Raw genomic sequence first — 12,352 nt, 5'->3', positions numbered from 1 at the left:
GGGAGGACTATTGATGACGACAAAGTATTCTATTGTTGTCCCTGTATTTAATGAGGAACAGGTTATTTATGATTCTTACAAGCGTCTAAAAGCGGTTATGGACCGCACTTATGAGAGCTATGAACTGCTGTTCGTGAATGACGGCAGCCGTGACCGAACTTCGGAGATTCTGAATTATATCTCTGAAGGGGATACCCATGTGAAGGTGATTGAATTCTCGCGTAACTTCGGTCATCAGATTGCGATTACGGCAGGCATGGATTACGCGATGGGTCAAGCCATTGTGGTGATTGATGCAGATCTTCAAGATCCTCCGGAATTGATTTTGCAAATGATTGGGAAATGGAAGGAAGGCTTCGAGGTTGTCTACGGGAAACGGATGGAGCGCAAAGGAGAAAGCTTCTTTAAAAAGAAAACGGCGGCATTATTTTATCGGATCCTACGTGTATCGACGGATATTGATATTCCGCTCGATACCGGTGATTTTCGCTTAATTGATCGTCGTGTTTGTGATGAAATGAAACGTATTCCTGAGAAAAATCGCTTTATCCGCGGATTAGTCAGCTGGGTCGGATTCAAGCAGACTGCGGTTGAGTATGTTCGTGATCAACGGCTGGCAGGCGAAACCAAATATCCGCTGAAGAAAATGCTGAAGCTGTCGATCGATGGGTTAACCTCATTTTCATATAAACCGCTGAAACTAGCGACTTATGGTGGCGCGTTGCTCTCTTTTACAGGTTTCGTTTATATGATCATTGCATTAGGCATGAAATTATTTACGTCGAGCACAGTTCCCGGATGGACCTCGCTCATTGTCATTCAGCTCTTGTTCAGCGGTTTTACGCTCTTTATCCTTGGGGTGATTGGTGAATACATCGGCAGAATCTATGATGAAACGAAAGATCGTCCGCTATATATCATCAAGGAGACGAAGGGTTTCGGAGCGGCAAAGCGTGTTCGTTCTCTATCAAGTGTTAAACACGGCTGATTCAAAAGCATGCACCGCCATCTTTTTTTTGAAGCAAAAGGTCTATTCGGCTCGATGGCTCGTATACATGTTAGTACAACCCATAGGGACTAAGGAGGGTACAACAATGTATCGTCGAACATCGATCGTTTGCGTAGGAGCGGCACTGGCTTTGTCGATGGCATTACTTGCCGGATGCGGCGGGGTGGCGGACAAAGAGCCGGGCAGTGTTCAATACGTCAACAGCAAGCGTGATCTCACAGAGTCTGCTGCAAAACAAGAATATACACAGCGTGTTTTATATCTGAGGGATGCGAACGGTTTGCTTGCGCCGCAATTCGTCGGGTTACCGAAAAGCAACTCGGTAACCAAGCAGGTCCTCAACTACTTGGTAAGTGATGGCCCTGTGTCCAATGCGCTCCCAAATGGTTTCCAAGCGACATTACCCGCTGACACAGAAGTGAATCATGTAACCATCGATCAAAGAGGCAATGCAACAGCTGACTTCACCAAACAGCTGCTGGATACACCAGCAGGAGGGCAGCAGCAAGTCATTCAATCAATTGTCTGGACACTCACTCAGTTCCCTACTGTGAAAACAGTAACCATCACTGTAGACGGAAAAACCTTAAATGAATGGCCGTCAAGTAAACAGGAGGTGGGCAGCGCCCTGACACGAGCAAACGGGATTAATCAAGTTTTCGTTGACGTTGCAGATATTGCCGGAAGCGAGCCGATGACGGTCTACTATATTTCCGCCAATAATAAAGGCAAAACCTATGATGTACCGGTAACGGTTCGCCGGGCGGTCACTGAGGATCGTGTAACAAGTATGGTGAACGCACTGGTTAATGAACCTTCAGCAAGTGACGTCATCTCACCGTTCGATCCGAATGTCCGTCTGACAGAGAAACCGAAGATCACAAACGGAACCGTTTACCTGCACTTCAACGACGCGCTTTATGATAATAAAAAAGCAAAGACAGTCAACGATCAAGTGCTCCGCAGCCTCGTGCTTACTTTGACGGGAGACCCAGCGATCCAAAAAGTTTCAATTCAGATCGGATCGACTTCTAAAGTTATGCTGGAATCGGGAAAAACGCTGTCGGGTCCGGTCACTCGAGAATTTGTCGATGCTGCCGGTGTGTAATTTAATTCAGGTAAATATGGTATAGTAAGAGGAGCAAAAGAGGCTCCTCTTTTTTTCGTAAAGTCGAGTCTTAGTAAAAGAGGACACGGGGGCTAATGGATTCATGAGACCAGACAGCAGAGCAAACGATGAATTGAGATCTGTAGCGATTCAGCCTAATTTTATTATTCATCCGGAAGGGTCGGTTCTGATTGCCGTAGGCCGCACAAAGGTCATTTGCAATGCAACGATTGAAGATCGCGTGCCGCCTTTCCTGCGCGGTAAGAAAAAGGGATGGATTACTGCAGAATATGCGATGCTTCCTCGGGCGACACCGGAACGCAACATACGTGAATCGTCACGGGGAAGGGTAACCGGGAGAACAATGGAAATTCAGAGGCTGATTGGGCGTTCACTCCGTTCCGTAGTTGATTTGGATGCCGTTGGCGAACGAACCATTTGGATTGATTGCGACGTTATTCAAGCAGACGGCGGGACGCGAACCGCATCGATCACCGGAGCATTTGTTGCGATGGTTCTTGCCTTTCAACGGATGATGGAACGCAAACAAATCGCCACACTCCCAATCAAGTCTTATTTGGCAGCAACATCAGTCGGAATTCACCCTGTCTATGGGCCTGTTCTTGATCTGTGCTACCAAGAAGATTCAACCACAGATGTTGATATGAATATTGTGATGAATGGGAACGACGAGTACATCGAGATCCAAGGAACCGGTGAGGAAGCGACGTTTGACGAAAAAGAGCTGGCGACACTGCTCAGTCTTGCGAAAAAAGGGATTCATCAACTCATCGAAGCGGAAAAAGCCGTTCTTGGCGAACGGATCGTTGAATCGAAGGTGGGCACGAGCAAATGACTAAGGTATTGATTGCATCAAACAATCCAGGCAAAATAAAAGAATTCAAAGACTTGCTGCAAGGGTTCGGCGCAGACGTTTTTTCCTTGAAGGATCTGGGCATAACAACGGATGTTCCGGAAACGGGGCATACCTTTCACGAAAATGCAGCTTTGAAGGCGGAGGCATTGGCAAAAGAAACCGGGATGATTACGCTGGCCGATGACTCGGGGCTTTGTGTCGATGCGTTAAACGGTGAACCGGGGGTTTTCTCAGCGCGTTATTCCGGTCCGGAGAAAGATAGTGAACGTAATATTGATCTGTTGCTTCACAAGTTAAAGGGTGTGCCTGAAGAAAAACGTACCGCACATTTTGTCTGTGTTCTGGCGCTCAGCCGTCCCAAGCATCAAACCCGATTTGCCGAAGGGCGCTGTGACGGGATCATCACTGCAACACGCCGTGGTGTGGGAGGCTTTGGCTACGATCCATTGTTTTTGATACCCGAGCGCCAGGAGACCTTCGCTGAAATGGGCGAAGCGGAGAAGAATCAAATCAGCCATCGCGCGCGTGCCTTACGCGTTCTGAAGGAAAATTGGACAAGTTGGACGGGTGAGGCGTGATGAAGGGATTAATTGTTAGTGATACGCATGGGTGGACGCGCGAGGTTCAAGCCGTAAAGGATCAATATAAAGGAACAGTGGACTTCATGATTCATTGTGGCGATTCGGAATTGAAACCGGATCAGAAAGAAATGGAAGGATTTATTGCTGTTGAAGGAAACTGTGACTTGCCGGGCGCCTACCCGAATGAAGCAGTCAAAGTGATTGGCGGGACAACCTTCCTTGTGGCGCATGGACACTTGCTTGGTGTACGTCAATCTCCGGCGCGTTTGTGTTATCGCGCGCAAGAAGCAGGCGCGCAAATCGCCTGTTTCGGTCATACCCATTTTGCCGGTACATTCCAGCAGCAGGGAATGATCGTGATCAATCCGGGCAGCTTGCGCTTGCCGCGTAATTATCGGGAGGGCACTTATGTACTCCTTGATCTTGATCCCGAGAAGAATCATGTTCAGGTTTCCTACTTCACTTTAGATGGAACGCTGGTCGATGAATTTACAAAGACATTTTCACTCAGCAGAAATTGAATTGAATTCAAAAAGAGAGCCGGATTAACGCATCCGGTTCTCTTTTTTAGCGGCTGTATCCGCGTTGATAGGAGTGATGAGGAGGGGCACTCATATGGCGTTTATCAGTCATCATCTCTGATAACTGATAGTACATATTATGTCGACGCTTGTTTTTTTGAATGGGGAGATGAACGAGCAAAAATGCCTTTTTTTCTTTCATGCGGCTTTTAAACAGTATCTGCCGGCTCCGTTTAGGCTATACTGCGACTAGATCTCATTGTGAGAAACGCAGTAAACGGGGTGTTTGCATGGAAGATGGTCATTTCTTTAAAGGCGTGCTTTGGGCAATGGTTTTTTGTATCCCCTTTTGGGTTTTGCTCATTTGTCTTGTGGTGATCCTTCGCTAAAAACGAAGAAACTATGTTCAAGAGAAATGCATCGGGATGATGATTCAGAAGACCGACGACTTTCCCTATTTGCCGGCAGATTTTAAAAAGCGCGGCGGGGCGTGAAGGGGTTCTGAAAAAACAGGGCCGACTGTAGCAAGCACAACTAACTCTTGCGAAAAAATATTATTATTGTAATAAGAAAATTGTATAAAATACTAGCTTTTGTGAAAATACTTTGATAAGCTAAACTTGTAACTCGTGAAAGCAATCCCCCTTTTCTGGATCCTTAATTGGATCCTTTTTTTGCATGATAAAAAACGATAACAATTCTATGACTTCGCTCCGTCAAGTTTCTGATTTTGAATTTTGCCTTGCTGGTACGATGATTCATGTCATTTCATCAATAAATCCGTTCCAGACACGAAAGCGCTCGGGCGCCCGCGGCAAGCGAGCAATCGCAGCGACGATTCAGCACCGGGCGTTTTTGCCTGATTTTTCTTAGCAACGCTACCATGTATCGTATTTCTTAAAGACAAATCAATTTTTTTTATGTTTTTGATGCAAATGACTTGTGTCCTTTGAATTCCAGATTATATAATATGATTGCCTTCTGTTTCTGATAGGTAACATCCTTTTTCGCTTCTCAATACAATTGAGAAGCTTTTTTCTTTTTTCACGATGGAAAATTGATTCTGCATCACTAAGTGTATCTTTTCGCGCACATACTAGCAGCGAGGTGAGTGAACGATGCGAACGATGTGGAAAGGATCAATTCAATTCGGTCTGGTTTATATCCCAATCAAGCTGTATACAGCAACAGAAAACAAAGACATTCGATTGAGAATGCTGCACAAAGACTGCATGGCACCAATCAATTATACGCGCACGTGCTCGAAATGTGGGCAGGCCATTGAAAATGATGCGATTGTCAAAGGCTATGAGTATGCGCCGGGGCAGTTTGTGCCGATCAGTGAAGAAGAATTGAGCAGCCTTCAAGATGAAACCGACAAACATGTTGAGATCATTAATTTTGTAAAACTTAGTGAGATTGACCCTATTTATTATGAAAAATCCTATTTCATTGGACCGGACAGCGGCAATGGCTTGCGCGCATTTTCATTGCTTCGACAGGCGATTCAGGATTCCGACAAAATAGCGATTGCCAACATCATTATCCGTTCAAAGCAGCATCTCGCCGCGATTCGTAGCTTCGAGAACGGTATGCTTCTGGAGACATTGTACTATCCGGACGAGGTCCGAAGCATTAAAGAGGTCCCGGGTATCGGCGACCTGATTACGGAGAATGAGCCTAAAGAAATGACGATTGCAAATCAGCTCATTGAACAGCTGACAACGGAGTTTAAGCCGGACCATTATAAAGATGATTATCGTTTGAAAATGGAAAAACTGATTGAAGATAAGGTCGCTGGTATGCCTGTGGAGAAAAAGAAGGGGCGCGCTGCGCAGCCGAATGTCGTTGACTTGTTGTCGGCTCTGGAAGCAAGTGTCAAAGAAACAAAACCGAAACCGCGACGCAAAACGGCAACAAAGCGTAAGAAAACGGTGTAACTGATGGATTTTCAGCCGATTAAACCGTTTGAGCCGATCAAAGCTGATGTGATTCCGAACGGTCCGGATTGGGTACACCAAGTGAAATGGGACGGAGTGCGCCTTTTAGCCTACTACGACGGACATGAGGCGCGTCTCTTTAACCGGAGACAACACGAACGGACGCTTCAATACCCTGAACTGGCGTCGAGTATCCATGCTTCTCCGGCGTCCTCGCTCATTCTTGACGGCGAGCTGATTGCGCTTGATACGAACGGACGACCGTCTTTTCATGAGATTATGAAGCGCGACCGTACCACCCCGACCGCACATGCAAAAGCAGCAGACAGCATACGTGTTTTTTATATGGTTTTTGACTTGCTGTACGTTAATGGAGATTGGCTGAATGCCTATCCGTTAAGTGATCGAATCGAACGCCTGCAGCAGTGGCTGCCCTTAGCGGACCCGATTCATCTCGTCCCAACCTATGATAACGGAGATGCTTTATTTGCCAGTGTTAAGGAAAAGCATATGGAGGGGATTGTTTCAAAAAAAAGAAACAGTCGCTACGGCATTGGCGGGAAAAATGGAAATTGGCGAAAGATTAAGGTTACTGAAGATTTAATCGCTGTCGTCGGCGCGGTTACCTATCGCGACGGGAGGGTAAATGCCTTACTTATCGGCCAATACAATTCGGAGCATCGCTTGGTCTATATTGGGCGTGTGGGCAGCGGTTCGCTGACAAGCCAAGACTGGCAAGCAGTGACCCGGCTTGCAGAACTGCTAAAAAGTCCAGCCAATCCCTTTGAGCGTCAGCCGAAGGACGTAAAAAAAGTATCATGGTTGGTCCCCCAATTAACCGTGAAGATTGAATTTCAGGAATGGACCGAGAACGGATCGCTGAGGCAGCCAAGAATCCTGGCGTTTGTTGATGAAAATCCGGATCAGTGCATTCTAGAGGAGGGTAGTGATGAAGGCGGCAATTTCCCATGACACACATGCGTTTCAGATCACGCATCCGGAGAAAATGATTTGGCAGAATCCCCAAGTAAATAAACTACAGTTTCTTCGCTATCTAAATACGGTTGCTCCTTTAATGCTTCCATTTCTTGCCAAACGGCGATTGACTGTGATTCGTTTTCCACATGGCGTACCCGGACCGTCTTTTTTTCAAAAAAAGTGTCCGGAATATGCGCCGGACTTTGTTCAGACGGCCGAAGCGGATGGAAGCCGCTACATTTTATGCAACACACTGAAAACACTTCTATGGCTCGGTAATCAGCTGGCCATCGAGTACCACATTCCCTATCAAAAAGCGGGTGTCACGCATCCTGAAGAAATTGTTTTTGATCTTGATCCTCCGGAGCGCACTGCCTTTCCTCTTGCCGTCAGAGCGGCACTTGAAATGAAGCAGCTTTTTGAACGGCTGTCGCTTGTAAGCTTTCCAAAGCTTTCCGGCAGTCGAGGCATACAGATTCATCTGCCGATCATCGGGCTTAATCTTAACTATCAAGAAACGCGCCTTTTTACCGCATTTATTGCCGAAGTTCTGGTCGGCCGATTTCCGGAGCTGTTTACCATTGAGCGTTTGAAGAAAAATCGGGGCGACCGGCTGTATTTGGATTACGTGCAGCATGCTGAAGGCAAGACAATCATATGTCCCTATTCGCCGCGTGGCAAAGAGGGGGCAACTGTGGCTGCCCCACTATTTTGGCATGAGGTTGATTCCGCGCTGAATATGAATACATTCACCGTCGCCAAGGTTTTAGAACGGGTGAATCAGGGAATAGATCCAATGCGCCACTATTTTGAGTGTCGAAATCATCCATTACTCGCAATTATTGAGCAGCTTAAGAAGCTGCGTAAAAACTGATTTCAGCAACTCATGGAAACGGTGAATCACCACAAGGTTTATTAATCTTTTTTTACTGCCTGTTCATTCCGATGCCGCGCGCGAAACGTCCGATAAAGTGGAGATCCGCAAAGTCGAGCACACCGCAATTTATGTCATCATTATTTCTGAGAATAAGCGAATGACTTGTCAATAATTTTGATTTTCCTGTGTAAAGACGATGATTCTTTGTTTGCGCGATCACATGGTCGCCATCAAGGAAGATTCGGCGCGGTTCGATAATCCATACTGAAAAACACTTAATGCCTATGTAGTCAATAATCGGAACATTACTGCTGAGTGCGAATGTTTTCGGATAAACGGTTTCGTTCGCTTTAATCGTGTAGGAATAAAAATGGTTCTGAGTGATCACTTTAGACTTGATCAGTTGATCTTCCCTTAAACTGTTGATATACGGGAGTTTAACAATACGCGATGGTTCAATTAAAATGGTCAAAACCTCCAAACCGGTAAAGCCAAAAAGGGAACGTCGAACTAATGCAAAAACCGTTCCTTTATCTCGTGCTGAAAGGATACCTGCCATTATTATGAACCAAATGCGGGATTGGAGCAAGAACGTTCCATTTATTGCGCCAATTTGGTTATGTAATCGAAGAACGAGATCTTTGCTTACTTGAACAGCGTAAAAAGGACGTAGACGGTTATCGAGCAGACCAACACAACAAGAAGCAGAACAAATAATTGAACATGATTTGCTGCATGACGGGAACGACCCAATACGTCAATATGCCGCACCTTCAAGACACTGTCATATTCCCCTTGATCCTGATCTAGATGGAAGGCAATGACATACGTAATTCCCGAATCTGCGCGATAGGACATCGTTTCCAAAAGCGCAATTTCCTCCCAGTACATTCGCTTGAATTCCAATTTCCCTCCTGTTATTTTTGCGCATAAATGATCTAACTCGTGGGGCTTGAAGCTTCTCCCAACCAGTTGACTCAGTTCATCCAGCATTTGCGATCCCTCCAACCTATGCTCTTCATCTAATGTATATGGAAGAACAGCGCTGATTCTGCCATGAATCCCTGTTTTTTTTACTGATTATTACACAAAGCATTTGAACTGTAATCAAACAAGAACGGTTATGATACACGGCTGTTATATAGAATTGGTAAATTGTATACAGACGAAAACAAAGGATGGTTGTGTCATGAAAAAAATAACATTAATCCTCGCCGTGATCGTTCTTCTAATCTCCGTACTACCGAGTTCTTTTGCTACGGCAAAAAGTAAACCGAAGAAAATGACTGTCAGTGCAACGGCTTACTGCGAAATGGGCCGTACAGCAACCGGTTATAATTATAAGAAACATCCAAAAGCAAAAGCGATTGCGGTTGATCCTCGTGTCATCCCGCTCGGCTCAAAAGTTTACATCCCTGGTTATGGCTATGCGATTGCGCGCGACACCGGCGGACGAATTAAAGGGAAAATCATTGATGTACATTTTAAAACGAGGAAACAAGCCATTAAGTGGGGAAGAAAAAAAATAAAAATTCGTGTCTATCGACACTAAATAACAAAAAGGCTCATGTCCCGAATTTAGGGCATGAGCCTTTTACATTATTAACGTTTTTTCTCTATTATTGCACCCGTGAATGATAGCGATCCCATGCGACGGCTGCAACGACTGGAATAAACACACAAATTGAGCCAAACACACCAAGTACAGTCATTTTATCCACCATCCTCATATTTGTTACCGCTTACATAATTAGTATACCCACCACAGCTTGTTTTATACAAGTGAAAATGCCTTTTTTTTTTGCAAGAATAAAGCAGTTATTCAAATGGTGCCCGCTTTTGTATGAATGATACCTGTTTTTGTTATAAAACAGTAAAAATATATCGAAAAACAATAAAAAGATGATGAATTTCAATAATATCTATGCTATAATCCAATCGAGGTTAATTAAGCGTTGAAAATTGCAATGAATGGTTTTTACTTATTCTTTGTTAAAAAGAAAGGTCGTGACGACAGATGGTTAATGATTTAGCAGAAAACGGAGCGAAAGAGAAGCGGCTGCACGGGTGCCAGAGGGGGAGCAAGCTCTTGCTCGGCACGATCCTGCTTGGCCTGCTTGCAAACTGGTTCTTTGTTGATCAGGCATTCGGTATTTCTGTTCCGTTATTTGTTCTAGCATTTTATGGTATTTTTTTCTGGAATATGGGAAGCGCAGTACGTGTACAGAAAAATTTTGCCGGAGGATTGATGATTCCCATTCTCTTGTTGACGTTAACCTATGTCCTTTTCTCAAATGAAGTGTTTCAGGTGCTCAATGTGCTTGCGATTTCCACCCTGATCGTGATGCAAACGACGCTTTCCGCGAGACGGGCAAGGGCCGATTGGTATGCGCCCCCATTTGTGATTGATGTGCTGATCGGTTTTATCTATCGTCCGTTTGCTTTTCTCGCAGTTCCCTTTAAAATTGTAGCGAGGCAGATAGGGCAACGGACGACGGGTGGAAAAAACAAAACGTTGATGAATGTCTTCATTGGCATTGTAATCACCTTTCCGCTCGTGGTCCTCATACTTACGCTGCTTTCTTCGGCGGATGAGCGGTTCAATTACTACTTAGGCGCATTACCGCATTTGCTGGCGGGTTTCAATCTGGATACGTTAATGCCGCGCTTGATTTTTATCATCGTTTTGGCCCTGTTTTCGTTCAGTTATATCTGGAGTCTGATGATGAGGCCGAAGCAGCCTGCACGTTACACAGATTTAACGGAGCAGACGACGTTTGCAGGCAGCATGGATGCGACGGTAGCAACGACCATCCTAAGTATTATCAATGCCATTTACGTATTCTTTACATTAATTCAGTTTTCCTACTTGTTCGGCAGCTTCGCGCTCGGTCTTCCGGAGCAATTTACCTATGCTGAATACGCACGACGCGGTTTTTTTGAACTGGTACTGGTCACTTTGATCAATTTTACACTCTTACTGGTACTGTTACATCTAACGAAACAGAGCAGCGCGCCCGTCAACCGTGCGATACAAATCTTGGAGTCATTGCTCGTTTGCTGCACGATGGTCATGCTTGTTTCTGCATTTATCCGTATGTACCTGTATGAACAAATGTACGGATTTACTTATTTACGTGTGCTTACCCATGCGTTCATGATTCTGCTCTTTGTATTATTTCTGGTCACGCTGTTCCGTATCTGGAACAAACGGATCAAGCTGTTTAAATACTATTTGCTCGCAGGGATCACCGCGTTTGTCGTGATTAACTACGCCAATAGTGATGTGCTGATCGCCCGATGGAACATTGATCGGTACAATCAGACGGGAAAAATTGATGTGGCGTACCTGGCAACACTGTCGCATGACGCAACACCTTACTTGGTTCAGTTGCTCAAGGCTAAGGATGACTCGGTTCGGAAAGTCGCGGAAAACCAACTCTTTGGACAGAAACAGATGCTTAATAAACCACAGGCATGGCAATCGTTCAATCTCTCTAATTTGCGTGCAAAACAGCTGCTTAATCAAGAACATTTGCAGCGAAATCAAATCGATCCATCACTTTCTCATGAAATCTATGATGATTAAAAAATAAAGCAAAACAACCGGATTCACAGAGAATCCGGTTGTTTCGCTTATTGATCGATTCAATTCACATGCAAGGTGACATCGCCCAAGTGATGCGTAAATGTCGCAACATAAGTTCCTTTTTCCAATTTTTTCGGCAAGCAGAAGGTACCGGTTGAAACCGTTGTTCCTTTACCGACTATTTTCCCTTCTTGTGCGAGACGTGCAACAAGCCATTTCAAGGCATGAAGTGGATTTCCGAGTACTTCAGATGCTTCTCCTGAGGTCAGCGGCTTGCCGTTCAAGGTCACATCAGCATGAACATGGGCTAATTCGTCAACGGTCGGTTTTTTTGCTGCGGGTTTGCCGACAACGAGTCGACCGCACACGGCACTGTCTGAGATAACCAGTTCAAGTGGGAGTTTTGGAAACCAATCCTTGAAACGCGAGTCGGGAACTTCGATACCGGGGGCAACATCTGTTTTTGCGAGCAGCTGTTCTTCGTTATCTTCAGGAGACAAATCTTCCAAGGCGGTGAATTCCAATTCGAGTTCGAGGAGTGGTTCGTTGAGTGTTGCCAATGCGAGTTCAGCACCATCATGCAAGACACTTGAAGCAACAACTTGTCCGTAAAGCGGCGAATCAGAATTGAACATGTCTTGTGTCTGTTTGCTTGTTAAACTGATTTTATATCCCTTGATGGCTTCCTTTTTCTTTGCGTTAAATGCATGCTGCACCTCATAGGCATGTTCCAAACTCAATGCCGAGGGATCTGCATTTTTAAAATCAAGCGGTTCATTTTTACTCAATGCCTGATACAACTGTTCTGATAAATCATCCTTTGTAACCAACATCCTAAGCGCCTTCTTTTCTGTTTTTTTTTATTTATCTAC

The 12,352-nt window shown here is 45.1% G+C and carries 13 protein-coding genes; 10 read left to right on the top strand and 3 right to left on the bottom strand.

The genetic code is table 11. From position 1 onward, the window contains the following. The first annotated feature begins 13 nt into the window (after positions 1 to 13). The 8 genes from SIN01_RS00065 (at position 14) to ligD (ending at position 7,888) form a co-directional block, all read left to right on the top strand. Complete coding sequence (locus tag SIN01_RS00065) at positions 14 to 988, top strand: glycosyltransferase family 2 protein (RefSeq protein WP_010026153.1); 975 nt, start codon at positions 14 to 16, stop codon at positions 986 to 988. Positions 989 to 1,094: 106 nt separating this feature from the next. Next, entirely contained in the window at positions 1,095 to 2,117 is a 1,023-nt protein-coding gene (locus SIN01_RS00060; protein WP_010026154.1) for a GerMN domain-containing protein, read from the top strand. A gap of 103 nt (positions 2,118 to 2,220) precedes the next feature. Next, complete coding sequence (rph, locus tag SIN01_RS00055; RefSeq protein WP_010026155.1) at positions 2,221 to 2,973, top strand: ribonuclease PH; 753 nt, start codon at positions 2,221 to 2,223, stop codon at positions 2,971 to 2,973. Beyond that, entirely contained in the window at positions 2,970 to 3,572 is a 603-nt protein-coding gene (locus SIN01_RS00050; protein ID WP_010026156.1) for an XTP/dITP diphosphatase, read from the top strand. Before rph ends, SIN01_RS00050 begins: the two co-directional genes overlap by 4 nt. Beyond that, positions 3,572 to 4,096, top strand: a complete 525-nt coding sequence (locus SIN01_RS00045) for a metallophosphoesterase family protein (protein WP_010026157.1) — start codon at positions 3,572 to 3,574, stop codon at positions 4,094 to 4,096. Before SIN01_RS00050 ends, SIN01_RS00045 begins: the two co-directional genes overlap by 1 nt. Positions 4,097 to 5,214: 1,118 nt before the next feature. Then, positions 5,215 to 6,036: a non-homologous end joining protein Ku gene (ku, locus tag SIN01_RS00040; RefSeq protein ID WP_010023691.1), complete on the top strand. Its 822-nt coding sequence runs from the start codon at positions 5,215 to 5,217 to the stop codon at positions 6,034 to 6,036. Between the two features lie 3 nt (positions 6,037 to 6,039). After that, positions 6,040 to 7,008, top strand: a complete 969-nt coding sequence (locus SIN01_RS00035; RefSeq protein WP_010023692.1) for an ATP-dependent DNA ligase — start codon at positions 6,040 to 6,042, stop codon at positions 7,006 to 7,008. Further along, a complete protein-coding gene (gene ligD / locus SIN01_RS00030; protein WP_010023693.1) occupies positions 6,986 to 7,888 on the top strand; it encodes a non-homologous end-joining DNA ligase in 903 nt (300 codons plus the stop codon). Before SIN01_RS00035 ends, ligD begins: the two co-directional genes overlap by 23 nt. Before the next feature lie 52 nt (positions 7,889 to 7,940). On the opposite strand, the gene SIN01_RS00025 is transcribed toward ligD, so the two are convergent. Next, the gene (locus SIN01_RS00025; RefSeq protein WP_010023694.1) at positions 7,941 to 8,450 is read right to left on the bottom strand and encodes a hypothetical protein; all 510 of its coding nucleotides are present in this window, start codon (positions 8,448 to 8,450) and stop codon (positions 7,941 to 7,943) included. Between the two features lie 86 nt (positions 8,451 to 8,536). After that, complete coding sequence (locus tag SIN01_RS00020; protein WP_010023695.1) at positions 8,537 to 8,884, bottom strand: hypothetical protein; 348 nt, start codon at positions 8,882 to 8,884, stop codon at positions 8,537 to 8,539. Between the two features lie 196 nt (positions 8,885 to 9,080). Between SIN01_RS00020 and SIN01_RS00015 the strand changes: the two genes are divergently transcribed. Both SIN01_RS00015 and SIN01_RS00010 read left to right on the top strand, forming a co-directional pair. Then, the gene (locus SIN01_RS00015; RefSeq protein ID WP_010023696.1) at positions 9,081 to 9,443 is read left to right on the top strand and encodes a 3D domain-containing protein; all 363 of its coding nucleotides are present in this window, start codon (positions 9,081 to 9,083) and stop codon (positions 9,441 to 9,443) included. A 465-nt stretch (positions 9,444 to 9,908) separates the two neighbouring features. Beyond that, positions 9,909 to 11,480, top strand: coding sequence for a DUF4153 domain-containing protein (locus SIN01_RS00010; protein ID WP_047035129.1), 1,572 nt, complete (start codon positions 9,909 to 9,911; stop codon positions 11,478 to 11,480). Positions 11,481 to 11,539: 59 nt separating this feature from the next. Here SIN01_RS00010 and SIN01_RS00005 read toward each other — a convergent pair whose 3' ends face one another. Beyond that, positions 11,540 to 12,313, bottom strand: a complete 774-nt coding sequence (locus SIN01_RS00005) for a 2-keto-4-pentenoate hydratase (RefSeq protein ID WP_039744633.1) — start codon at positions 12,311 to 12,313, stop codon at positions 11,540 to 11,542. Between the last annotated feature and the right edge of the window lie 39 nt (positions 12,314 to 12,352).

Origin of the sequence: Sporolactobacillus inulinus (assembly GCF_006539285.1) — a bacterium.
Lineage (GTDB): Bacteria > Bacillota > Bacilli > Bacillales > Sporolactobacillaceae > Sporolactobacillus > Sporolactobacillus inulinus.
Note: the sequence above shows the minus strand (reverse complement) of the source record. Positions and strands in the feature narration are given on the sequence as shown.

Excerpts from the sequence above, each read along its gene's own strand:
- SIN01_RS00065 (WP_010026153.1), top strand. The coding sequence starts at position 14 with ATGACGACAAAGTATTCTATTGTTGTCCCTGTATTTAATGAGGAACAG.
- SIN01_RS00060 (WP_010026154.1), top strand. The coding sequence starts at position 1,095 with ATGTATCGTCGAACATCGATCGTTTGCGTAGGAGCGGCACTGGCTTTG.
- rph (WP_010026155.1), top strand. The coding sequence starts at position 2,221 with ATGAGACCAGACAGCAGAGCAAACGATGAATTGAGATCTGTAGCGATT.
- SIN01_RS00050 (WP_010026156.1), top strand. The coding sequence starts at position 2,970 with ATGACTAAGGTATTGATTGCATCAAACAATCCAGGCAAAATAAAAGAA.
- SIN01_RS00045 (WP_010026157.1), top strand. The coding sequence starts at position 3,572 with ATGAAGGGATTAATTGTTAGTGATACGCATGGGTGGACGCGCGAGGTT.
- ku (WP_010023691.1), top strand. The coding sequence starts at position 5,215 with ATGCGAACGATGTGGAAAGGATCAATTCAATTCGGTCTGGTTTATATC.
- SIN01_RS00035 (WP_010023692.1), top strand. The coding sequence starts at position 6,040 with ATGGATTTTCAGCCGATTAAACCGTTTGAGCCGATCAAAGCTGATGTG.
- ligD (WP_010023693.1), top strand. The coding sequence starts at position 6,986 with ATGAAGGCGGCAATTTCCCATGACACACATGCGTTTCAGATCACGCAT.
- SIN01_RS00025 (WP_010023694.1), bottom strand. The coding sequence starts at position 8,450 with ATGGCAGGTATCCTTTCAGCACGAGATAAAGGAACGGTTTTTGCATTA.
- SIN01_RS00020 (WP_010023695.1), bottom strand. The coding sequence starts at position 8,884 with ATGCTGGATGAACTGAGTCAACTGGTTGGGAGAAGCTTCAAGCCCCAC.
- SIN01_RS00015 (WP_010023696.1), top strand. The coding sequence starts at position 9,081 with ATGAAAAAAATAACATTAATCCTCGCCGTGATCGTTCTTCTAATCTCC.
- SIN01_RS00010 (WP_047035129.1), top strand. The coding sequence starts at position 9,909 with ATGGTTAATGATTTAGCAGAAAACGGAGCGAAAGAGAAGCGGCTGCAC.
- SIN01_RS00005 (WP_039744633.1), bottom strand. The coding sequence starts at position 12,313 with ATGTTGGTTACAAAGGATGATTTATCAGAACAGTTGTATCAGGCATTG.